The sequence below is a fragment of the Synechococcus sp. R50.1 genome (assembly GCF_047462115.1).
In the GTDB taxonomy this organism is placed as follows: Bacteria; Cyanobacteriota; Cyanobacteriia; order Thermostichales; family Thermostichaceae; genus Thermostichus.
Map to the genome: position 1 here is coordinate 1 of NZ_JANSIN010000024.1, position 21,906 is coordinate 21,906.

A 21,906-nucleotide genomic window follows, 5' to 3' on the forward strand; every position below is an offset into this window, starting at 1 on the left:
CGGGCTGCGCGTGGGGGGGGCGTGCGCGCCGGGGTTGGGCGTGGGGGGTGTGGGGGCTGCGGGGCTTGTGGTAACGGTGTGGGATTGGGTGGAGGGGTTGGAGTTGGGGTTGCCAGAGCAACTGTAGCCGGGGCAGGTGGTGGTGGAACAGGGGCAGGCTGCTGTGGTGGCGGTGGTTGGGGTCTTGGCGGAGGAGGAGCAGGGGCCTCCTGGGGAGGGGCGGCCTGGGATTGGGGTGGACTGCCTTGAGAAGGAGGAGCTTCTACCCGCTCACCCCCATCGCGGGAATCGACTTCTGAAACCAGCTCCGCTTCCTCTGGGGGCTGTAGATCTTCTGGATCCAGAAGGATAAACTCGATGGCCTCCTGTTCCGGCTCGCGAATGAGCCAAAGCCGCCCCAAGTGGAGCAATCCCAGCAGCACCAGCACATGCAGCAGCAGCGATAGCGCCACCATCCAAAAAAAGTTGCGAGATTCATCCTCGCGGCGGCGCTGCTCAATCCAGATGCTGGTCATGGCCAAGATCGCCCTCTTGCGTCTTCAACGCTCTCAACACACCGAGTTGTCTGTTGCAGACTCGGCCACGCGGGTAACACACTAGCTAGTGTTATAGCATCCGAGCAGTTGGCACTCCTGCGCAAAGGCGTACAGTCTATCTCGGGCTTGAGAAGGGATCCCACCTTGTAGCTTTAACTTTCGAGGGGTGCGGGGAGCTACATGGACTCCCCGCATTTGAATGCCAGCCAGCGTTTACCACTCGGACTGACCCGGGGTAGAGTATAACCATGCTGACGATAAGCTACACTTACCGCATCTATCCCAATGCCACACAGCAGGCTGAACTGCTGGAGTGGCTGGAAACCTGCAGGGGCGTCTATAACTATGCCCTGCGGCAACTCAAAGACTGGATTGCCGCCCGTCGGTGTCCTATAGACCGCTGCTCCTTGGAAAAGGAATACATCATCCCTGCCGACGAGCCCTTTCCCTCTTATCACCGTCAGCAAAACGACCTGCCTAAAGCAAAGAAACAATTTCCGCATTTGGCTAAGGTACACTCTCAGGTTCTGCAAACCACGCTTCGTAGGCTGCACGATACTTGGGAGGCGTTTCGGAAGCGGGGGTATGGCTTTCCTCGTTTCAAGAAGAAAGGTCAATTCAAGTCCTTCGTGTTTCCCCAATTCAAGAGCAACCCTATTGCAGGTCAGACCATCCGGCTACCCAAGATAGGGAAAGTGGCTATCCACCTGCATCGTCCTATCCCGGAGGGGTTTACGGTGAAGCAGGTGAGGGTATTGTCCAAGGTGCGAGGAACACAGTGGTATGTCGTCGTAACCCTAGAATCGAGTATATCGGTTCCTGATATCCCGGTTCAGGGGCGGGCAATTGGCATTGACCTGGGATTGGAACGATTCTTGACGGTTTCGGACGGCAGTTTTTTCGAGCGCCCTAAGTTTTTTAGGTCGCTGCAAAGCAAGCTGAAAGTGCTGCAACGCAGAGCGGCCCGCAAACAGAAGGGGTCTCGGAACTGGGAAAAGGCACAGCTCAAAGTTGCCAGAGCGCACCATCGTATTGCGAACCGCCGTCGAGATTTCCATTTCAAGGTTGCTCACCGGTTGTGCGACCAAGGGCAGAGCATCTTTGCCGAAGACCTCAACGCTAAACGTTTAGCCCGAGGAATGTTGGGCAAGGATTGTGTCGATGCCGCCTTTGGGCAGTTTTTGTCTCTGTTGGCGTGGGTGTGCTGGAAACGAGGGGTGTACTTTGCCCAGGTTGACCCCAACGGTACCAGCCAAACTTGTCCAAGGTGCCTTGCTACGGTTAGCAAAGCACTGAGCATCAGAGAGCATCATTGCCCTGAGTGTGGGTATCGAACGCATCGCGACCATGGGTCGGCAGAGATGATTCTGCGTCGTGGACTGGAAAGGTGTAGTACCCAGGGACTCTGGGGAACGGAAACCGCCTGCCAAGTCGGTCTGCCGGGGGTTTTGAACCTAGGTCAGTGGCGTGGGGCAGGAATGCCTAATCGTGAGGTTAGGAAGCCCGCGCTCCGCCCGCTAGGGTGAGCGTCGGGAGGATGTCACAATTGCCTACCTTAGATGAAGAGCAGGGATCCCACTGGCCAAGGGGAAAAGCCGCATGTCCTGAGGTGCCGGTTTGAAGTTGGCTGGTGGGGCACTTTTGGCAGCTTTCTAGGAGAACGTTGATGGAGACTATCCGCTTTCATCTGGCCTTTCCGGTTGCCGATATTGCCTTGGCCAAAGCCTACTACGGCGATGGCTTGGGCTGTGAAATCGGTCGAGAAACCCCTGCTGCCGTCATCTTTAACCTGTATGGCCATCAACTGGTGGCCCACCTCACCCACGAAGAGCTGACGCCCCAGCGGGGCATCTACCCCCGCCATTTTGGCCTGATCTTCCCCACCCAAGCGGATTGGCAGGCGCTGGCCGACCGTGCCCTGGAGCGAGCCTTGCCCTTTTATCAGGAGCCGCGTTGGCGCTTTGTTGACACCCCTTTGGAACACGGCACCTTCTTTTTGCAGGATCCCTTCTACAACCTGCTGGAGTTTAAGTACTACCGCCACGCTTCCGCCATTTTTGGGGAGCGGGAGTTGGCCTTGGTCGGGGACAGTGCTTCCCACCGCTCACGCGAACGATCCCCGGCCCGCTCAAGTGGCACGTAGCGCGATAGGAGGGATCCTTTGGCCACTCAACCCCTGCGTTCTGGCCCTGCGCACTGCCCTATCTGGCAGATGGATTTCAACGCCGTCCCCCTGCGGGATGAGCAGAACCGACGGGTTTGGGAGCTGTTGGTGTGCGATCCCACCGGCCAGTTTCGCCAAGCGCAGTATTGCAGCAACCAAGAGGTGAACAGCACCTGGGTGGCACGACAGTTGCGGAGCTACCTGGAAGCTGCCCCACAGCCTCCCTCGGCCATTCGTGTGTTTCGAGCCCGCATGAGTTCCATCCTGCAACGGGCCTGCGATGCGGTTGGGATCCCGATGCTGCCCAGTCGTCGCGTTTACACCCTCAAAGCCTGGATGCGAGAACGGGCAGAGCGGGTTTACCCCCAAGAGACTCAGTTCACCTACAGCCCCGAACCTCCTGTGGATCCCGATCCGCCGGATCCTATCCGTCTGCCGGACAAGTTGCAGGGAGAACGCTGGGCTTTCGTTACCTTGCGAGCTGAGGATCTGCGGGAAGCCGACGCTTGGCCAATGGAATTTGGCGAGCTTTTTCCGGTTGCCTGGGACACTTTGACGCCCGACCCATTCGCGCCAGCGGTACGGAGCACCCTCATTCCCGGCTTGGTGATCGCCTCCCAGCGGGCTTTACCGATGGCGGCCTGGATGAGCGGTATGGAGCCCGCTTACTTGAGTGTGGCAGACGGACGGCTCCTGTTCGAGGCAGGCCTCAACGATTGCTACCTATTTGCGCAACTGAGAGATGAAAAACTGCGAACAGAGGCAGAAGTCTTTGCCCAGCGCCAGCAGCAGGCCCAAGGGATCCACTTTCTCGCCATTCAAACCGATTTCAAGGCCCAGTCCTTCGCCGGCTTCTGGCTGATGCAACATCCCCTATGAACTATGAATATCAGTCGTTTGCAAGAGCAGAGTGCAGCCCGAACAACTGGGGAGATCATCATCGCTGTCTCAGAGGGAAAAACCTACAGTCATTCAAGGAGGAATGAGACTGTTCCGCTGCATGGCTTCCTGGCTCCTCTCTCCCTTTCCTAGGGATGGTCGCGGAAGCGGCGTGAAGCGTTTGGACGGCACCGCGGAGCAGTTGAGAAGTGCCTTGATCTATAGTCTTTCAGCTTAGGGTGAGACGCCCGAGCTACGGAGAAAAGCTTCCTGACCTCGTGCATGATTGCTCCGCAACGCTGATGCGACGATGCGACGACGCAGCCCATGTTTTAGGTGGGCGTAGTGTCCTAGTTTGGATCGAAATGACTGTTGAAATGACCGTAGCAAGAACCCCAGCGCTACGGGGAAGCAAGCTGGTGGGGCAGGGAGCATGTCAAAGCAGGTTGCTCAGGCGGCTGTGAAAGGCTGAGTAGATCTCTGCGTAAGACTTCGCCCATTCTGGATCTGGTTGAACATAGCGTTCCACCTGCACCAATCGATCGGCAGCCTGTTGGACAGAGCAGCACCAATAGGCAGAAGCAGCCAAGATGGCTGCCCCCACAGCCGGCTCTGGGTGTTTCACCACGGCCAAGGGACGGGCAAGGATACTGGCGCGCAGGCGCAACCAAAGAGGGCTTTTGCTGCCTCCGCCGGTGGTGAACATCGGACTCTGTTCTGACACCGGGATCCCTTGAGCCGCCAACGTTTCCAGCCCCAGCCGCTCGACCATGGCTACCCCCTCTAACAACGCAGCATAAAAACGGGGGGATCCCTCTTCTGCCTCCGGCAAGAACCCGGCAAACCGGGGATCGACAATGGGAAAACGTTCTCCCGGCTGACAAAGGGGATAGCTGACCAGCCCAGTGGGCAGATAAGCCTGGGCTTGCTGATCCAGCACTTGCAAGTTGCCGCCAGGGAAGTAATGGGGCAAAACTCCGCCTCCACAAAAGGAAGCCGCTCCCGGCCACCAAACCGTTCGTTCGCGACAGTGGTGTGGAGCACAGTCCGGGTGCAAATGGGAATAGATGCTTGGGGTTTGTATGGGATCCGGACTGTTGGCCTTGAAAATGAGGGTTGTGCCCAAGCTGGTGGAAACCTGACCTAAGCGGGTGGCCCCTGCTGCCAATTGCCCGGCACAGCCATCCGTGATCCCTGCCGCGATCAGCACTTCCGGCCCCAATCCCCAGTCTGCTCGCACCGTTCCCAAACCCGTTCCCGGCGACACCACCTCGGGGAAATGCTTAGGATCAAGGCCCTGCCGCGCCAACCACTCCTGAGGCCAGGTGTAGGTCTCCAGGTCAAAGCCACTTTTGAGGGCGTGGGTGTGATCGGTAACCAGCTTGCGCCCCCCCAGTTGGCTCAGCAAAAAGTCCGCCGGATGGGCCAGGTAGCTGTCTCGATACTGATCAGGATGGGCTTCCGCCCACCACAGCCAACGGCTGAGGCCCCAACTGGCAGGGATCCCCAATTGCTTGGCCTGAGCCTGGCCCCGCGGGTCGGAATACAGCCACGCCTGTTCCAACGGCATGCCCCGACCATCCACCGGCAGAATGGTGCCGGAAGTGCTGCACGCACTCAGAGCGGCAATGGAATACCGATCCCCCAGTTGCGCGGTTAGTTGTCCCAGAAGGGCTTTCAGGGTTCGCAACCAGCGGCCTGGATTGGTCTCTGGGGGATCCCACCGGCGCTCGCTTTTGGCCACCACCTCTCCTTGTTCTGAGAGGGCCACCACCCGCATCCCAGAAGTGCCCAGATCGATCCCAAGAAACACAGGGGGCATAGGGGTACTCATCTCATCATCAGCTCATCATTAGGAAGGAAAATGCCTTGTCATGATGGAGTGCCCAAGGCCCAAGAATGCTCTCTGTATAGATGGGGTGGCCAAGTGGCTCAAACTGGCCTAAAGGATGGGATAAGGACTCCGGCCCGCTGTCGCGATCACAATTTCAAAACTCCTGGCTGCTCCGAGCCAACGCTTCTTGGATATCCAGATCCAGCCCTTTCACCGATTCCAGCACCGAGCGGGTGATCAGCTTACCCTCCTGCACCAAAATGGCGCCGGTTACAGGGTGCAAAAGCGGCTGTTCGGCCCGCCGACCGATCAACGCCTCGATATCCTGAAAAGCATTGATGTACATCCCGGCAGGCAATTCCACCACCACCCCTTCCCCCAGCACGCGCGCTTGGCAGGCCAGGCGGGAGTTGGGCTTGCAGGTGGTGATCGCCTCCAGGGTGCGCTGCTCCCGCTTGCTCACCGGAGACAAAGACTCCATCCCTTCCTTAACGTACACATGGCAGGTGGCACAGAGGCCGCGCCCGCCGCACTCTTTCAACACATTCAGCTCTTCCTGCAACAGTACCGAGAGCAAATTGCTGTTGGTGGCGATTTCAGACACTTGGGCAATGGGATCCAACCGCACGCGCTTGACCATAACCTTCCCTCTGTTACACGCCTTAACATTAGCTTGTCCATGAAATAAAGATCCCAGCCGCGTCCACATTGTATTATTGGCTACCTCGGTGGGCAGGTTGAGCCTCTTTTGGGGAATCGGGCTAGATTGGATCCCACTGTTGATTTCTGCTGTCCACTTCTAGGGTTCTGGCGGCATGAGTTCTCCGGCCATCCAGTGGTATCCCGGCCATATTGCCAAGGCAATTGGCCAGTTGCGGGAAGAGTTGCAGCGGGTGGATGCGGTCATCGAGGTGTTGGATGCGCGGATCCCGTTGGCCAGTCGTCATCCTGAGCTGGGCCGGTGGCTGGGGGAAAAACCTCGCCTCCTGGCTCTGAACAGGGCGGACTGCATTGAGGCTGGGGATCTGAAAGCTTGGCAGGAGTATTTTTTACGGCAAGGGATCCCTGTCTATCCCACCAATGGCCGCTCAGGAGAAGGGGTGAATCGCCTCAAGCAGGCGGTCTTGCAACTGGGGCAATCGGTCAATATGCGGCGTCAACAGCGGGGAATGCGACCGCGGGCCGTTCGGGCGGTGGTGGTGGGCTTTCCCAATGTGGGCAAATCTGCTTTGCTGAATCGACTGTTGGGGCGGCGGGCAGCCGAGAGCGCAGCACGTCCTGGGGTGACGCGGCAACTGCGGTGGGTGCGGCTGGGGGGAGAGTTGGATCTGTTGGACTCGCCGGGCATCATACCGCCCTCTCTGCCGGATCAACAGGCGGCCTCTCTATTGGCCATCTGCGATGACATCGGCGAAGCGGCCTACGATCCCGAACGGGTGGCGGCCCACTTTTTGGATCAAGTGCTGAGGGTGCAGCCCCAAGCCGGATCTCTCTTGCAAAAGCGCTACGGTTGGCCGGATCCGATCCCTCCCGGTGGTGCCGCAGTGCAGGAGTTGGCCGAGCGGCGGTATCAAGGGGATCCCCAGCGGGCGGCACGGCAAGTTCTCAACGACTACCGCAAGGGCTTGCTGGGGCCGCTGGCCTTGGAACTCCCTCCCAAGGCTTGAGCCCCTTAGAAGAAATCACGAAAGAAAGTCACGTTGTTGCTATGCCCACGGCAGGGAAACCGCTGCTGTGGGGCGTTGACTTTTCCCGAAACTGTCTACACTTGTCCCCAGCCGGGATCCAGCCTCTGTTTCCAAGGCCGATACACCTTGAAGTAGACAACGGAACCCACTTGTCTGGCCAAGGCTTTGATGCAAGTGTCTCCACCCATACAGCGCTGGCAAACGGGATGGTTCACCTGCAGACGATTGAACCCCCGCCGCAGCGCACAGGCCGGTTGGCCCCGCAAAATCTCGGCCAGGGATCCCCCCAGCGTCACTTGCCCCAGCGGGATTTGCCCTTCATAGTCCTTGCAACAGGGCACCACCGTGCCGTCGTAGAGGATCCCCGCCTGACCGGAAGCGCCATTGCAGTATCCCCAGCGAGCTGGGATTACCCGTTCTGTCTCCACGTTGCCCCAACTGTCCAAGGGAAACGTTTCCAAAACCAAGCGGGGATGGATGCGGATCTGCTGCCAGCGGCCCGGTCGGTAAGTAGCAATCTGGGCTTCTACCCAATCGAGAGCCGGTGCATCCGGGATCCCTTGCAAAGCTCGTCTGGCCCAAGCCGAGAGCTGAGCGCGCATCTGCTGTGCAGAATCGATCACCGAAAGAGCCTTATGCGGCACCAAAAACGGGTGGGGGCTAGTATCCAGGAATTTGAGATGCACCTGCGTAGGGCTGGAGGAGCGCAAGTGCACCTGCAGAAATTGGGTAATCCCAGCAAAGTAGCGCTCCGGCGTGAGGCGGGGAGGTGCTCCGCGAATGCTGAAGGTGACTGGATCGGGAGTTTGCAGGGAAATGGTTAGCTTAGCAAAGGGGCTGCGGTTCAGCTTTTCAATGTGCTCCGGCCAGAGGGCAAAGGTGCTGCCGTTGCTGGTCAGGTGCAGGCGAAGGCCAAGCTCAGCGGCCCTGCGAATACCCTCGAAAAGGTATGGGTAGAGCAGCGGCTCCCCCATCAGGTGAAAAGCCATCACGCGGGCCAGCCCTGTTGCCGCTACTTCCTCCAAAATCTGCTCCAGCAGAGCGGGCTCCATGTGCCCCCGCCGCCGTTGCATGATCCCATCTGGACAAAACTCGCACTTAAAGTTGCAAACGTTGGTCACCTCTATGTGCAGGCGTTCCAGTTGGGGAATAACAGCAGACATTAACAGCAGACATAGAGAGGGCCGGAACAAGTCGAGGGCAAATAGCGGATCCCCCACAAGCGCTAGGTAGTGATACGCTGTTTATCAGGTTAGATCCGGAGCGGAGCCATTGCAATGCTGAAATGCACCACTCGTCACGTCCATATCTTTGCCGGTGAAGTTACTGCCGACAACAACTTCGTGCCCCGCGACGACCTGTTTACCCTCGATGTGGATCCGGACAACGAGCTGGTCTGGACTGATGCTGCCCTGCAAAAGGTCTATGCCCGTTTCGAAGAGTTGGTGGAAGAATACCGGGGGCGAGACTTGACCGAGTACAATATCCGCCGCATTGGGTCTGACCTGGAACATTTCATCCGATCCCTGCTCAAGCAAGGGGAGATCGCCTATAACCTGCAGGGGCGTGCCCCCAACTTCAGCATGGGCTTTCCCCAGATCCCTGCTGAAGAAATTGTCGGCCAATACATCCCCAAGGGCTAGCTCTTTGCCGGTTCTGGACAGAGTTTTTGATTGTTCTGCATCTAAGGCTTTTACCCATCTGATTGTCGGAGCGTTTCCCCATGTCTGGAGAACCCACCCCCGAGGCCGCTGCTGCCGAGAAACCCGCTGAAGCTGCCAAGCCTGCTGCTGAGGATTCCCCCAAAGCCGCTGCGAAAAAAGTTGCTAAGGAAGAAAAGCCCTTCGAGCAACAGATCACGGAAGAGGTGATCCCGGCAGCCATTGCGGCTTTTCAAAAGCGCGGAGTCAGCGATCTGGAGCTGCGCCTGGAAGGCAAGACGCTGGTCGGCGCGTTTGCAGGAGGCAAGAAGCAATTTAGCGTGCTGTTTGCTGAGGGATCCTTGAATGGCCGCAAGTTCTTCCGCTGTACCACCGAAGGATCCCCGGCCAGCACCATCGAGTCTTTTATGATCGACGAGCGGCGCGTGGATGTCAACCTATTCGTGTTTTATTTGGTGCAGCGCCTTTACGCTCAGCAGTGGTATTGAGTTCGCGTGACCTTGAAGGATCCCTGGCTACCCCTAGCCGGAGAGAGTAAGCCTGCTCGCAAGAGACGAGGGGAGGTGCAGCCGGCTGCAGTTACCGTAAAGCCAGGATCCATCCGGCCATGTTCTTTGGCATGCCCACGATCCCAGAACGGGCACCTTGGCTGCCGCCTTCCCGGAAGATGAGCTGCGCACTTGGCTCGAAGAACGGTACCGCCCCAGCGGGATCAGCCGTTCATAGTCGCGTTTCAGGTTAGGGTGAGAGGCCTGGGCTACTGATCGCGCCAGCGGAACGGAGTCCTTGAAAAGCCTTCTGGCCCCGTGCATTCAACGTTTCTAGTTTGAATCGAAATGCCCATAATTGCCCAGAGGGCTGCTCCCGTAGATCAGGTTCCCCGGCAAACGGCGCCGCTTGAGCCTGAACCCAGTCTGACCAGAGGTTATCTAAAGTGAGGATCCCTAATTGTGGGGATCCCTTGCCATTGGGAGGGATGTTCTGTCGAGGCCAAAAAGATTATCGTTTGTAAAGAAAGCTAAGGCGGTGCTACGGGAGGTCTCGAAATGTACATCGTGCAGATTGCGTCTGAATGCGCCCCGGTTATCAAGGCGGGGGGACTGGGGGATGTGGTGTACGGCCTCAGCCGGGAGCTGGAAGTGCGGGGGCACTGTGTCGAGCTGGTTTTGCCCAAGTATGACACCATGCGCTACGACCAGATCTGGGGTTTGCACGACGCCTATCGCGATCTCTGGGTGCCCTGGTACGGGGGAGCCATCCACTGTTCGGTGTACTGCGGCTGGGTGCATGGCCGCCTTTGCTTTTTTATTGAGCCCCACTCGGGCGATAACTTCTTCAATCGCGGGTGTTATTACGGCTGCCCGGATGACAACATGCGTTTTGCTTTTTTCAGCAAGGCGGCTCTAGAGTTTCTCCTACAAAGCAACAAGCGCCCCGACATCATCCATTGCCACGACTGGCAGACAGGGTTGGTACCGGTGCTGCTGTTTGAGATCTACAAGTACCACGGCATGGCAAATCAGCGGGTGTGCTACACCATTCACAACTTCAAACACCAAGGCTTTGGCGGCCCAGAGATTCTTTGGGCTACCGGCCTCAACCGCGAACCCTACTACTTCCACTACGACCGTTTGCGCGATAACTTCAACCCCTTTTCTCTCAACTTTATGAAGGGGGGAATTGTTTTTTCCAACTTTGTCACTACGGTCTCTCCCAATCACGCGCTGGAGGTGCAATTTGGCGACTACGGCTATGGACTTGGCCATACCCTCTACTTGCACCGGCACAAGTTTCGCGGCGTTTTGAATGGCATCGATTACGACATTTGGAACCCGGAGATCGACCGCTTTATCCCCGTGCGCTACACTGCTCAAACGCTGGAAAATAAAGCTAAAAACAAAAAAGCTCTGCGGGATCGGCTGCTACTGCAGGATGTTGACAAGCCTATCGTGGCCTATATCGGGCGATTGGACGAGCAAAAGGGCGTGCATTTGGTGCATCATGCCATCTACCGCTCCCTGTTCAAAAATGCCCAATTTGTTCTGCTGGGATCCGCTACGGAGCTAGGGATCGGCGCTTGGTTTGCCCACGAGAAAAGCTACCTCAACAACAACCCCGATGTTCACATTGAGTTGGGCTTTAACGAAGAACTTTCCCACCTTATCTATGCGGGGGCAGACATCATCGTAGTGCCCAGCCACTACGAACCCTGTGGACTCACTCAGATGATTGGCTTGAAGTATGGCACAGTTCCGGTGGTGAGAGGAGTGGGTGGCCTGGTGGATACCGTCTTCGACCGCGACTACGATCCCCACAAATTGCCCGAGCAACGCAACGGCTACGTCTTTTATCACACAGATCCAGCTGCTTTGGAGTCGGCTCTGGATCGGGCCATCGACCTTTGGTACACCGCTCCTGACCAGTTCCGTCAACTGCAGATTCAAGGCATGAGCTACGACTACTCCTGGAACTATCCTGGCAAGGAGTATCTGGAGATCTACGACTTCATTCGTCACCGCTGAGCCCAACAGCGATCCCCAGCGATCCCAGCTCTTGACCCCAAGGACGAAATGCTGGACGATAGGTAGCAATCTTGGGCTTAACCTTCTCTACAGATTTGCTGCTGAGAAGGGTAATTCTGCTCCGTTATCTTTCCCTGTCTGTAAGGATCCCCGGCTGCCATGGGTTATCTCGCCTTGGTACTCCACGCGCACCTGCCGTTTGTGCGCCACCCTGAGCAAGACTTTGTGCTGGAGGAAGAATGGCTCTACGAAGCCATCACGGAGACCTATGTGCCGCTGCTGCACATGTTCGAGGGGCTACAGCGAGATGGCATCGACTTTCGCTTCACCATGTCCCTGACGCCGCCCTTGGTGTCGATGCTGCGGGATCCCTTGCTGCAGGAGCGCTACGACCACTACCTAACCAAATTGGAAGAGCTGGCTCAGCTGGAGTACGACAAAAACGCCACCAACGGCCACATTCGCTACCTGGCGGAGCACTACATCAAGCAGTTTGCCATGGTGCGGGATCTCTGGGAGCGCTACGACCGGGATCTGGTGCGAGCTTTTAAGCAGTTTCAAGACAGCGGCAACCTGGAGATCATCACCTGTGGGGCTACCCACGGCTACCTGCCCTTGATGCAGATGTACCCGCAGGCAGTCTGGGCGCAGTTGATTGTAGCTTGTGAGCACTACAACGAGCACTTTGGCCAATGGCCGCGGGGGATCTGGCTGCCGGAATGCGCCTACTACCAAGGGCTGGAGCGGATGATTGCCGATGCCGGCCTGCGCTACATGATCACCGACGCCCATGGTCTTCTCTACGCCAAGCCCCGGCCTCGTTACGGCATGTACGCCCCTATTTTTACCGAGACCGGCGTCGCCGTTTTCGGGCGGGATCACGAGTCTTCGCAGCAGGTGTGGTCGGCAGAGGTGGGCTATCCAGGGGATCCGGTTTACCGCGAGTTCTACAAAGACCTAGGGTATGAGGCCGACTACGAGTACATCAAGCCTTACATCATGCCCAACGGCCAGCGGAAAAACACCGGCATCAAGTACCACCGCATCACCGGGCGCAACCTGGACCTGGGGCAAAAGCAGCTTTACGACCCCTATTGGGCGCGGGAGAAAGCGGCAGAGCATGCGGGCAACTTTATGTTCAACCGCCAGCGGCAAATCGAATATTTGTACAGCGTCATGGGCCGCCCGCCGCTGGTGGTGGCCCCCTACGATGCGGAGTTGTTCGGCCACTGGTGGTACGAGGGCCCTTGGTTTTTGGATTTTCTCATCCGCAAGAGCTACTTCGACCAAAACACCTACCGCATGACTCACCTGGCGGAGTACCTGCGGGAGAACCCCACCCAGCAGGTGTGCAAACCTGCCCAGTCCAGTTGGGGGGCGCGCGGCTTCCACGAATACTGGCTGAACCCCAGCAACGCTTGGATTTATCCCCATTTGCACAAGGCCACCGAGCGGATGATCGAGCTGAGCCGTCGCGAGCCTGCCGATGACCTAGAATGGCGGGCCTTGAACCAGGCGGCGCGAGAATTGCTGCTGGCTCAATCGTCTGACTGGGCTTTTATCATGCGCACAGGGACGATGGTTCCCTATGCAGTGCGCCGCACCAAGTCTCATCTGCTGCGCTTCAACCACCTCTACGAGAAGATCAAAGAGGGTCAGTTTCGGCGAGAAAAAGCCACCCCTGAAGAGGAGCAGTGGCTGGCCAAGGTGGAATACATGGACAACATCTTCCCCAATCTCAACTACCGGGTTTACCGACCCCTCTAAGCCGGTTGGGCAGGTCTGGAGGGTGCCTGCTTCCGACCGCCAGAGACACCAGAGGCAGAAGTTTCCGGCTACCCTCCTTGAGGGGATCGAACTACCCCAGGGCAGGAGGGATCCTCCGTTCGTTGCGCTGATCCCAACCTTCCTCTCCTTTTGGGAAAGGGGCAGGAGTCGCTCGTGTTGGCCTCGCAGAGCGCTCAGGGAGCGTTTTAATCTGGCTTGTTCAGTAGCCCCGATATCCCCGAAGACTCCCTGCTGCTGGGGCCCACCTTTCCTAGCCGGATGGCCAGGCCACCGATTCTAAAGCTTGGTGCCGCACTCGGCGCAAAACTTGTGCAGGGTGGGGTTTTTGGTGCCGCAATTGGGGCAGTAGATCAGCTCGGCGGCTTGTTCCAGTTGCCGCTTCTCCGGCAGCCCGATCATCTGATAATTGGCTTTGCCGGCAGGCACCATCGGGTAGCAGTTTTCGTCCCGCTTGACCACAAAGTCGGCCACTACCGGCCCCTCGTGCTTGAGGATCTCCTGGATGGCATCTTCCAGTTGATCGGGGTGATCGACGCGGATCCCTTTTACCCCAAAAGCCTCGGCTAGCTTGACAAAATCCGGCATTCCGGGAGACATATCCGAGTGGGAGTAGCGCTCGCCGTGGAAGGCCTGCTGCCACTGCCGCACCATGCCCTGCCAGCCGTTGTTGATGATGGCCACTTTGGTGGCAATGCCGTACTGAGCCACTGTGCCCAGCTCTTGCATGTTCATCTGGAAGCTGGCATCGCCACTGATGCAGATGACTTCTTCGTGAGGCAGGGCTACCTTGACTCCCATCGCCGCGGGGAACCCGTAGCCCATGGTGCCCAGCCCAGAACTGGAGATCCATTGGCGCGGCCCGTTGCGCAGAAACTGCGCCGCCCACATCTGATGCTGGCCAACATCGGTGGTGTAGTAGGCGTGGGGAGCATGACGACGAAAGGCATCGATCACCTGTTGAGGGGCAATCACGCCTTCGTAGCTGGGCACCTGCAGGGGATAGTCCCGCTTCCAGCGCTCGATCCGATCCAGCCAAGCCTGAGTTAGGCCTGGAGTAGAAGGCATTTTGCTCAGTTGAGCCAGCATCTCCACCAGAACAGTGCGCACATCCCCTACAATCGGCACATCGGGCGCACGGTTTTTGCCCACCTCGGCTGGGTCGATGTCGATGTGAATGACTTTGGCGTGCTTGGCAAATTCATCTAGCTTGCCGGTTACGCGGTCGTCGAAGCGGGCTCCCACCGCAATGAGCAGGTCGCACTCGGTGACGGCGAAGTTGGCATAGGCCGTGCCGTGCATGCCCAGCATCCCCACCGACAGGGGATCGTTCTCATCGAAAGCCCCTTTGCCCATGAGGGTGGTGGTCACCGGGATCCGATAGGTGTGGGCCAGCTCGGCAATTTCGGCGTGGGCACCGGAGATGATCGCCCCACCTCCCACATACAGCAAGGGCCGTTTGGCCTGCAGGATCAGCTTGGCCGCCGCATGGATTTGCCGTGGGTTGCCTCGCACGGTGGGCTTGTAGCCGGGGATGTTGATCTCGCTGACAGGTTGATAGTCAAACTCTTCTAGGCCCACATCTTTGGGGATGTCGATCAGCACCGGCCCGGGCCGCCCTGTCCTGGCAATGTGAAAAGCCTCTGCCACGATCCGAGACATTTGGCGCGGATCCCGTACCACGTAGGAGTGCTTCACAATGGGCAGGGTGATGCCAAAGATGTCCGTCTCCTGGAAGCCGTCGGTGCCAATCAGATGGCGAGGTACCTGCCCAGTGATGACCACCATCGGTACAGAGTCCATCATGGCGTTGGCAATGCCCGTCACCAGGTTGGTCGCCCCTGGGCCAGAGGTAGCAAAACACACCCCCACCTTGCCAGTGGCGCGAGCATATCCGTCGGCGGCGTGGGCAGCCGCTTGTTCGTGGCGTACCAGGTAATGTTTGAGCAGCCCCTGAGACTCGGCTTTGTACAGCTCGTCGTAGATGGGGAGGATGGCTCCCCCCGGATAGCCAAAGATGTGTTGCACCCCATGCCGGTGCAGGCTGTCCACCAACGCATATCCACCAGTCGCCACGGTGTCTCCTCCCCACTGAGATGACCGAACGTCAAACGCCCGCTCTCAGGAGCGCCAGCGCAGACAGGGTACTGGCCAGAAGTTGGCCAACTTTGTATTCAATTCTACAGTCTAGCAGTGGTTTGCTTTGGAATCGCTTAGACTTTCACGGTCGGCTAAAGTAACACTGGGGATCCCTAGGGATCCTCGCCGGAGTGTTGAGAGTGCCCTATCCATGACTGGAGAGCCAACCCCCATTGACCCCGGGCCGGAGCGGTCTCAGGGCAGCTTGCTGCTAGCTGTGCCCATCCTCGGATCCCCGCACAGTGCTGTGGGATCCCGACAGTGGCTGGTATGGGGAGCGCTGGGGATCTTTCTGGTGGGTCTGGGGTTGCGCCTGTGGCGGCTGGACGAGTTCCCGGCACCTGTGTTCGATGAGGTGTACTTCCCGGAGTTTGCCCAGAACTACCTGGATGGCAAGCCTTTTTACGATGTGCATCCTCCCTTGGGCAAGTACTTCATTGCCCTTAGCATTCAGGTGTTTGGCCGCAACGAGTGGGGATTCCGCTTCGCCACTGCTTTTTGCGGATCCCTGATCCCGCTGTTGCTGACCGGTTTAGCCTACCGCCTCACCTACCACGTGGGCTTTGCTCTGTTGAGCGGGGTTTTGCTGCTGACCGATGGGGTGTTTCTGGTGGAATCCCGCTTTGGCCTGATCAACGTGTATCTGGTAGCCTTTGGGCTGGCAGCGACCATTCTGTTGCTGAGAGGTCTAGAAGACCAAGGTTGGCGACGGGCTGCTCACTTTGCTTGCTCCGGGATCCTGTTGGGGGCGGCAGCTTCGGTGAAGTGGAATGGCCTCTGGTTTGCCTTCATGTTTGCTCTGTTGGGGATCCTCGTCTGGGGAGTGGTCTGGCTGCGCCCGCAGTGGATCCCACGGTTGGGCATTTTGAGCCAGATTCGTCATCTGCGCTGGTGGCACTATGCGTTCTGCTTCATCCTCGCTCCGCTGGCCTTTTATGCCATTCAGTGGATCCCGCACCTGCAGCTGAATCCCCAACAGGGACTAACTCTGGATTGGAGCTGGACGGGCATCCAGAATTATTTCCGATCCCTGGTGCTCATCAACCAATCCATCTACGGCGGCCACATGGCAGCCCACCTGGTGGTGAACGAAGAGACCCCTGTTCACCCCTACTGCTCCACCAGCTTGCGATCCCTGGTGGCTTGGTTCCCGGCTTTGCGTCCTTGGCTGACTACGCCCTTGGCCTCGGCAGGAGCTTGGTCCTGGCCAATTCTGGGCCGCCCCGTGGCCTACTACTTCGGCAGTCAGGGCAACCTCTGGCAAGCTGTTCATGGCTTGGGCAATCCTTGGCTGTGGTGGCTGGGGACGGGATCCATCTTGGTGCTTGTCTGGCGAGGGATCCGCCACTTTCACGGTCTCGAAGCCTTCATTTTGATTGGCTATGCGGCCAATTACCTGCCTTGGTTTAGGGTCAGCCGCTGCGTTTTTATCTACCACTACATGAGCGCTCTGGCGTTTAGCACCCTAGCCCTGGCTTGGTTGGTGCTGCTGGGCTGGCAGAGCTATCGCCGCTTTTGGCGCGGGGCGAGCATCACGGCGGTGGCCTTGGTTTTGGCGTCCTTTGTCTTCTTTTTCCCCGTTTGGCTTGGCCTGCCCCTCAGTCCAAGCGGATTCTACGCCCGCATGTGGTTTCGCTCTAGCCCGGTGCCGCTGTTCTGTTTCAGCCCCCAATCCTGCCAACAGCCCCCGCTGCACCTGCCGCCCATCCCCGGCTTGAACTGGATCTAAGGGAGGCATGGTAAGCTTTGTGAAGTTTGTTTCGTGAAATGCGGCGCTCCGTTACCGAAAGATGGAGCGAGGTTCGCGAAACCCTTGTGGTGGAGGTAGTGGAAACGTCATGGCCCGATCTTGCCCGAGTTCTGCCAACTCTCCCCGCCGTCCACTGGCTTATTCAGAGCAAGCTGTCCCGGTTGGGGTGATCGGGGTAGGCAACATGGGCCAGCACCACACCCGCGTTTTCAGCCTGATGAAGGATGTGCGGGTCGTGGGGGTAGCGGATATCAACGTGGAACGGGGATTGGATGTGGCCAGCCGCCACCGCGTTCATTTCTATGAGGACTACCGCGATCTGCTGCCCCATGTAGCTGCCGTGGCCATTGCCGTGCCGACGGTTTTGCACCACGAGGTGGGTATGGCCTGCCTGGAGGCCGGGGTACATGTGCTGATCGAAAAGCCCATCGCTGCCAGCATCAGCGAAGCAGAATCGCTGGTGAACCGAGCTGCCGATTGCAATTGTATTTTGCAGGTGGGGCACATCGAGCGCTTCAGCCCTGTTTTCCAAAAGCTGGGCCAAGTCTTGCAAAGTGAAGAACCTCTGGCTTTCGAGGCTCACCGTCTCAGCCCCTATTCCGACCGCGCCAGCGATGTGTCGGTGGTATTCGACTTGATGATCCACGACATCGATCTGTTGCTGGAGCTGATCCCATCTCCCGTGACTCAGATTACCGCCAGCGGCAACCGCATCTCCAAGCTGGGCTACCTGGACTACGTCACGGCTACTCTCACTTTTGCCAACGGTGCCATCGCCACCCTCACTGCCAGCAAGGTCACCCACCGCAAGGTGCGCAAAATTGCCGTCCACTGCAAGAATGCCTTGGTAGAAGCAGATTTTCTACACAATGAGATCTCGGTGTACCGCCAGGGATCCGTCGGCAGCACCAGCGACTACGGCCAAATGCCCTACCAGCGGGATTGTTTGATTGAGAAAGTCCACACCGACAATATCGACAAGCTGCATGCCGAACTGGAGCACTTCATCAATTGCGTGCGGGGGGGCAACCAACCTTCTGTGGGTGGGGAACAGGCCCTGAAAGCATTGAGGCTGGCCTCGGAGGTAGAGCGGATTGCTTTGGATGGATGTGCCTGGAGCGAAGCCAAGCCCCGCCGTAGTCTCCTATCCTAGTCTTTAACGCAAGCCTCAGATGGGGGCAGAGCCCTGTTGTTGGCCCATAGCCATTCCAGCATCAGGCTGGGGAAGAAAAAGCGACATTCGCGCCCGCGGAGTGCAGCTCTATTGACAGCTCCCCATTCGGGTGGCAGCTTTTCGAGCGAGCAATGGGGCTCCCACCAGACTCAGGCAAGAGGTGGCATCCACAGCTGTGAAATCGGGCACGCAAGCCCCGGCAGCAACGGCGAGTCCAATTCGAGTCCAATTCATCTTTCCCAAGCAAGTTTTGATCAGCACCAACTGCCCTTGATGGCGTCGGTAGACTTCCGTAGACTTCCGCTTGTTGCTGTTGCCAGTCCACCGCCCAATACTCCTGTACCCCACGCCGACTGTAAAGCTTGAGCTTAGTTTGCTTATCTTGGCCAATATTGCGAGCTCCAGGGCTCAGCACTCCTACCGCCGATTCTGGGGCACTGTGGAGTTTGCCATCCGCCCCTAACGCTGTTCTCAGTCGAGAGCGGCTTACCCACACCACATCAGGAGCCACATTGTTATCTTCGGCAAAAATCACTCCCGGAGCAGTGTTGGCCAATCTCAGGCCCGTTTTCTCACTCTATTCGCCTTTCAAATTTCTTCTAAGATGCGAAACTGCACATGGTTAATGGCCAGCTCCCCAATTGAGGCTTGGTCGGTGTTGATCGTCTCGAAAGGGATCCCTTTGGCGATCTCGGCATGGGTCCAGGGCAAGCCCATGAAGTAGCGCTGCGAATAGGGGCGCTCCCCCCGATCGTCGGGGTTCGACTCCATCGGCACCCAACCCCAGCCGGGCAGATAAAACTCAATCCACACGTGGTTGTACTGGGGAAACAGTGGGATCCCTTTCAGTTCTGGATGGGGAGGACATTTGTAGCGCCCCACCGTGCGGCAAGGGATCCCATTGAGGCGGGCCAAAGCCAACAGCACCCCCACATATTCGCCACAAGAACCGGAGCCACGCCGCAAAACCTCATCCGGCGGATCAATGCGAGAGGTGACCCGGTAGGAGAGCTTGTCGTAAACATAGGCCCGGATATTGAGCATTTTGCGCAGCAAGTTGGTCTCGCTGCCAACGGCCAGCCGCGCTGCCTCTCGGACAATCGAGGTGTCCATGGCCAGGTAGTCATCGTCCACCAAGTAGCGATCCCGCAGCTCCCTGGGCAAAACGGCAGCCTCTACATCCAGTGGATCGATGCAGTACTTGATACTGTAGAGATCCAGCACCGCCCGCCAGCCAAACAAGCGCACCTCATGGGCCCCCAGGGATCCCAGCGAAAACACCGCCACCTGTTGGCCAGATTGCTCTTCCACTTCAAACGGCAGACCTACCCAGTGCAGGCTGCGCACCCGTTGGCGAAGGCTGTTGCAGGGCAAGGCAATTCGCCAGACCAAATCGGGCAGGAAGCGCGGCTCTTCTTGGGCAATTTCTTCCACATAGGTCAGCTCCACCCGATAGCCGTGGGAGAGGGTGTAGGTGGCGCGTTCCCCCAGACACTGGGGCTGAAAAACTACCGGACAGGCAATGGGGGAATCCTCGGCCTCGGTTCCACTGCCGCCAGAGGGGTCGGGGGAGCTAGGGGGATCCAAAGGCCGCAGGCGTAGGGGGGCCACCCAGGTTTTATCGCGCAGGGCCACCGACAAGGGATCTGGAGCGTTGGGGTTGTCGTGGATGTAGGCTTCTTCGTGGGCGTAGGCTACCCAGAGCTGCCCCCGCCAGTAGGCCAAGCCTGTCGGCCCAGGAGAAGGGGTGAGGATGCGGGCCAGTTCTCGCCCGGTCTGGCGCTCCAGCACGTAGATCGTCTCTTCCACCCGATCGCTCACCCAGAGGTAGTCTCCCTGCACCGCAATCTGTTCTCGGCCAACCCCAGGGGCAGGCATCTCCTGCACAATAAGGCCACGGCTGGGATCCAGTTGCAGGATTTTTCCCCGTTTGTAGCAGGTGGCATAGAGGTAGCAGTTTCCCGTGTGGGGATCGATCCAGAGGGCGATCCCTTCGATGGGGCAGGGGCAGCTACACACTGGAAAGGCTTCCAGGGATCCCGGTTCCTGCAGAGCGGCCATGGGAATGCGCAAGATTTGCCCCTCTTGCTCCCGACTGAGCCAAATCCACGCTTGATCCCCTTCTGACTCTACCCACAAACCGTAAGCGCCTTGGAAAGAATGGACATGATGGGGATTGAGCAGCAGGGTGTTGTGCTCTTGAATTTCCACCAAATAGCCCCTCACCCGATCCAAGCCGAGTAGGCAATCTCCCCAGGTGGCCAAACCTTCCAAAGCGACCAGCCCCAACGGTTGCAAAGGGGCCACAGTTCCCTGTTGCTGCCCAGATTGAGGCCACCAAGCGGGCTGGGATCCTTCTGCCGTAGAACCCGGATTTTTCAGAGCACCTAGATCATTTGCCGGATGAATGGCAACCATGAAGGCTTCCCTGCTTGTGGAGAAGTTGGCGCGCTAGCGCGATCCGCACCAGATCAGTACGACTGTCCAACATTATTATGATGCGCCTCTTTTCAACCCCACACCCAAGGCTTCTCGACCGATGTATCCCTGCTAGTCTTGCCAGGACTGGAGAATGTTACGATGATGGCGGCTTTTTGGCCAGCAAGATAGAGCAGCGGTGGGGAGTGGTAGGGGATGGAGTTGGCCTTGGCAATTGGCGGCCTGGTGGCAGGGATCCTGGCCGGGGTGCTGGGCATTGGCGGTGGCGTGATCCTGGTGCCCTTACAGGTCAGCTTGGGGATCCCACCGGTTCAAGCTGCAGCCACCAGCAACCTTTCCATCGTTATGACCTCGATTGCAGGCAGCATCCAAAACTGGCGGATGGGCATGCTGGATCTGAAACGGGTGATCCTGCTGGGGATCCCCGCATTGCTTACGGCCCAAGTGGGGGCGATCATCGCCAGTCGCCTTCCCAGCTACCTGCTGTTGACAGCCTTCGGGGTGTTGCTGCTGGCCAACACTTATCTGGTGGAGCTGCGCAAAAAGGTGGCCACCCAAGCCCTGGAGACAGAGTTCCCGCCTGCTGCTGTTCGCGACAGTGGTGCGAAGTCCTCAGGACAGATGTCTCCCTGGTTAGCCCGCGCCCTGACCGGTGGCGCTGCCGGTTTGTTGGCCGGGCTGTTTGGCATCGGCGGTGGGGTGATCCTGGTGCCAATGCAGATCCTGCTGCTGAAAGAGACGATCAAAGTGGCGATTCAGACCAGTCTGGGGGCCATTGTAATCACAGCAGTTGCTGCCACCGCCAGCCATGCGGGCCTCAGCGATTGGATCTGGAATGGCCTGGGGTTGGGGGACGGCACTATCCACCAAAATGTGCTCTGGATCCCTGGTTTGATCTTGGGGACAGGGGGGTTAATCGGTGTACAGATCAGCACACGCACCCTGCCCAAATTGCCCGATGAAACCGTCGGACTGCTGTTTCGGGGCTTTCTGACCATCCTTTCTCTCTACATTTTTTGGCAAGCTTGGCAAAGCTACCGAGCCCTGTGAAGTGATCCTGGTCTGCCTGAGCGCTCAAGACAGCAGTCCTTGGTCATTTCGATTCTACGTTGGACGCGCTTTCCCCTCAGAGGACAGGGATCCTGCTGTTTGGGATAGGGCACCTTGTTTGCAGGGGTCATGCACAGGGTAGCTGCCAAAGAGCTTCAAGGTTTCGGCAATCGATTCCAGCGCCGCAATCACCTCGGCATCCAGATAGGGCTGGCCAACAGGATTCTCCAGATCGACAAAGACATAAGTCCCTGCCTGTCGGATCCCGTTAGCCAAGCCCTTGCC

At 58.1% G+C, this 21,906-nt stretch carries 17 protein-coding genes and 2 pseudogenes; 11 read left to right on the top strand and 8 right to left on the bottom strand.

What is annotated here, in order from left to right:
* A pseudogene (locus NW870_RS07680) lies at positions 1 to 515 on the bottom strand (energy transducer TonB); the annotation flags it as partial.
* A 269-nt stretch (positions 516 to 784) separates the two neighbouring features.
* Here NW870_RS07680 and NW870_RS07685 point away from each other — a divergent pair.
* The 3 genes from NW870_RS07685 to NW870_RS07695 all read left to right on the top strand — a co-directional run bounded on the left by NW870_RS07685 (position 785) and on the right by NW870_RS07695 (position 3,579).
* A complete protein-coding gene (locus tag NW870_RS07685) occupies positions 785 to 2,062 on the top strand; it encodes an RNA-guided endonuclease InsQ/TnpB family protein (RefSeq protein WP_414358175.1) in 1,278 nt (425 codons plus the stop codon).
* A gap of 140 nt (positions 2,063 to 2,202) precedes the next feature.
* Positions 2,203 to 2,679 carry a VOC family protein gene (locus NW870_RS07690; protein WP_414358172.1) on the top strand — a complete coding sequence of 159 codons (477 nt, stop codon included), beginning with the start codon at positions 2,203 to 2,205 and terminating at the stop codon, positions 2,677 to 2,679.
* An 18-nt stretch (positions 2,680 to 2,697) separates the two neighbouring features.
* Positions 2,698 to 3,579, top strand: coding sequence for a Tab2 family RNA-binding protein (locus tag NW870_RS07695; protein WP_414374722.1), 882 nt, complete (start codon positions 2,698 to 2,700; stop codon positions 3,577 to 3,579).
* Between the two features lie 436 nt (positions 3,580 to 4,015).
* Here NW870_RS07695 and NW870_RS07700 read toward each other — a convergent pair whose 3' ends face one another.
* Positions 4,016 to 5,401 carry an FGGY-family carbohydrate kinase gene (locus NW870_RS07700; RefSeq protein ID WP_414358166.1) on the bottom strand — a complete coding sequence of 462 codons (1,386 nt, stop codon included), beginning with the start codon at positions 5,399 to 5,401 and terminating at the stop codon, positions 4,016 to 4,018.
* 166 nt (positions 5,402 to 5,567) lie between these two features.
* Positions 5,568 to 6,053 carry a 2Fe-2S iron-sulfur cluster-binding protein gene (locus tag NW870_RS07705; protein WP_414358164.1) on the bottom strand — a complete coding sequence of 162 codons (486 nt, stop codon included), beginning with the start codon at positions 6,051 to 6,053 and terminating at the stop codon, positions 5,568 to 5,570.
* A gap of 175 nt (positions 6,054 to 6,228) precedes the next feature.
* Between NW870_RS07705 and ylqF the strand changes: the two genes are divergently transcribed.
* Positions 6,229 to 7,080 (top strand): ribosome biogenesis GTPase YlqF, encoded by an 852-nt coding sequence (gene ylqF / locus NW870_RS07710; RefSeq protein WP_414330227.1) that lies wholly within the window; start codon positions 6,229 to 6,231, stop codon positions 7,078 to 7,080.
* A 95-nt stretch (positions 7,081 to 7,175) separates the two neighbouring features.
* Here ylqF and NW870_RS07715 read toward each other — a convergent pair whose 3' ends face one another.
* On the bottom strand, positions 7,176 to 8,264 hold the full coding sequence (locus NW870_RS07715) for a radical SAM/SPASM domain-containing protein (protein WP_414374724.1): 1,089 nt from the start codon (positions 8,262 to 8,264) through the stop codon (positions 7,176 to 7,178).
* A gap of 114 nt (positions 8,265 to 8,378) precedes the next feature.
* Between NW870_RS07715 and NW870_RS07720 the strand changes: the two genes are divergently transcribed.
* The 4 genes from NW870_RS07720 (at position 8,379) to NW870_RS07735 (ending at position 13,051) form a co-directional block, all read left to right on the top strand.
* Positions 8,379 to 8,744 (top strand): NAD(P)H-quinone oxidoreductase subunit M, encoded by a 366-nt coding sequence (locus NW870_RS07720; protein WP_011432289.1) that lies wholly within the window; start codon positions 8,379 to 8,381, stop codon positions 8,742 to 8,744.
* Positions 8,745 to 8,824: 80 nt separating this feature from the next.
* Entirely contained in the window at positions 8,825 to 9,250 is a 426-nt protein-coding gene (locus NW870_RS07725; protein WP_011432290.1) for a DUF2996 domain-containing protein, read from the top strand.
* Between the two features lie 558 nt (positions 9,251 to 9,808).
* Positions 9,809 to 11,284 (top strand): glycogen synthase GlgA, encoded by a 1,476-nt coding sequence (gene glgA / locus NW870_RS07730; RefSeq protein ID WP_414374726.1) that lies wholly within the window; start codon positions 9,809 to 9,811, stop codon positions 11,282 to 11,284.
* A 159-nt stretch (positions 11,285 to 11,443) separates the two neighbouring features.
* Positions 11,444 to 13,051, top strand: coding sequence for a glycoside hydrolase family 57 protein (locus NW870_RS07735; protein ID WP_414374728.1), 1,608 nt, complete (start codon positions 11,444 to 11,446; stop codon positions 13,049 to 13,051).
* A 297-nt stretch (positions 13,052 to 13,348) separates the two neighbouring features.
* On the opposite strand, the pseudogene ilvB reads toward NW870_RS07735, so the two are convergent.
* Positions 13,349 to 15,148 (bottom strand): annotated as a pseudogene (ilvB, locus tag NW870_RS07740) (biosynthetic-type acetolactate synthase large subunit); the annotation flags it as partial.
* 211 nt (positions 15,149 to 15,359) lie between these two features.
* Between ilvB and NW870_RS07745 the strand changes: the two are divergent.
* Positions 15,360 to 16,937: a phospholipid carrier-dependent glycosyltransferase gene (locus NW870_RS07745; RefSeq protein ID WP_414374730.1), complete on the top strand. Its 1,578-nt coding sequence runs from the start codon at positions 15,360 to 15,362 to the stop codon at positions 16,935 to 16,937.
* A gap of 109 nt (positions 16,938 to 17,046) precedes the next feature.
* Positions 17,047 to 18,111 (top strand): Gfo/Idh/MocA family protein, encoded by a 1,065-nt coding sequence (locus NW870_RS07750; protein WP_011432295.1) that lies wholly within the window; start codon positions 17,047 to 17,049, stop codon positions 18,109 to 18,111.
* A 61-nt stretch (positions 18,112 to 18,172) separates the two neighbouring features.
* On the opposite strand, the gene NW870_RS07755 is transcribed toward NW870_RS07750, so the two are convergent.
* The gene (locus NW870_RS07755; protein ID WP_414351541.1) at positions 18,173 to 18,688 is read right to left on the bottom strand and encodes a Uma2 family endonuclease; all 516 of its coding nucleotides are present in this window, start codon (positions 18,686 to 18,688) and stop codon (positions 18,173 to 18,175) included.
* 32 nt (positions 18,689 to 18,720) lie between these two features.
* Entirely contained in the window at positions 18,721 to 20,439 is a 1,719-nt protein-coding gene (locus tag NW870_RS07760) for a transglutaminase domain-containing protein (protein WP_414374731.1), read from the bottom strand.
* Positions 20,440 to 20,766: 327 nt separating this feature from the next.
* Between NW870_RS07760 and NW870_RS07765 the strand changes: the two genes are divergently transcribed.
* Positions 20,767 to 21,621 carry a sulfite exporter TauE/SafE family protein gene (locus tag NW870_RS07765; protein ID WP_414374732.1) on the top strand — a complete coding sequence of 285 codons (855 nt, stop codon included), beginning with the start codon at positions 20,767 to 20,769 and terminating at the stop codon, positions 21,619 to 21,621.
* Between the two features lie 54 nt (positions 21,622 to 21,675).
* On the opposite strand, the gene NW870_RS07770 is transcribed toward NW870_RS07765, so the two are convergent.
* A complete protein-coding gene (locus NW870_RS07770) occupies positions 21,676 to 21,897 on the bottom strand; it encodes a hypothetical protein (protein WP_414357796.1) in 222 nt (73 codons plus the stop codon).
* Positions 21,898 to 21,906 lie beyond the last annotated feature (9 nt).

What these genes read in the sequence shown, in the direction of transcription:
- glgA (WP_414374726.1), top strand. Translation starts at nt 9,809, where the DNA reads ATGTACATCGTGCAGATTGCGTCTGAATGCGCCCCGGTTATCAAGGCG.
- NW870_RS07745 (WP_414374730.1), top strand. Translation starts at nt 15,360, where the DNA reads ATGACTGGAGAGCCAACCCCCATTGACCCCGGGCCGGAGCGGTCTCAG.
- NW870_RS07735 (WP_414374728.1), top strand. Translation starts at nt 11,444, where the DNA reads ATGGGTTATCTCGCCTTGGTACTCCACGCGCACCTGCCGTTTGTGCGC.
- NW870_RS07765 (WP_414374732.1), top strand. Translation starts at nt 20,767, where the DNA reads ATGGAGTTGGCCTTGGCAATTGGCGGCCTGGTGGCAGGGATCCTGGCC.
- NW870_RS07750 (WP_011432295.1), top strand. Translation starts at nt 17,047, where the DNA reads ATGGCCCGATCTTGCCCGAGTTCTGCCAACTCTCCCCGCCGTCCACTG.
- NW870_RS07725 (WP_011432290.1), top strand. Translation starts at nt 8,825, where the DNA reads ATGTCTGGAGAACCCACCCCCGAGGCCGCTGCTGCCGAGAAACCCGCT.
- NW870_RS07720 (WP_011432289.1), top strand. Translation starts at nt 8,379, where the DNA reads ATGCTGAAATGCACCACTCGTCACGTCCATATCTTTGCCGGTGAAGTT.
- NW870_RS07700 (WP_414358166.1), bottom strand. Translation starts at nt 5,401, where the DNA reads ATGCCCCCTGTGTTTCTTGGGATCGATCTGGGCACTTCTGGGATGCGG.
- ylqF (WP_414330227.1), top strand. Translation starts at nt 6,229, where the DNA reads ATGAGTTCTCCGGCCATCCAGTGGTATCCCGGCCATATTGCCAAGGCA.
- NW870_RS07715 (WP_414374724.1), bottom strand. Translation starts at nt 8,264, where the DNA reads ATGTCTGCTGTTATTCCCCAACTGGAACGCCTGCACATAGAGGTGACC.
- NW870_RS07705 (WP_414358164.1), bottom strand. Translation starts at nt 6,053, where the DNA reads ATGGTCAAGCGCGTGCGGTTGGATCCCATTGCCCAAGTGTCTGAAATC.
- NW870_RS07685 (WP_414358175.1), top strand. Translation starts at nt 785, where the DNA reads ATGCTGACGATAAGCTACACTTACCGCATCTATCCCAATGCCACACAG.
- NW870_RS07690 (WP_414358172.1), top strand. Translation starts at nt 2,203, where the DNA reads ATGGAGACTATCCGCTTTCATCTGGCCTTTCCGGTTGCCGATATTGCC.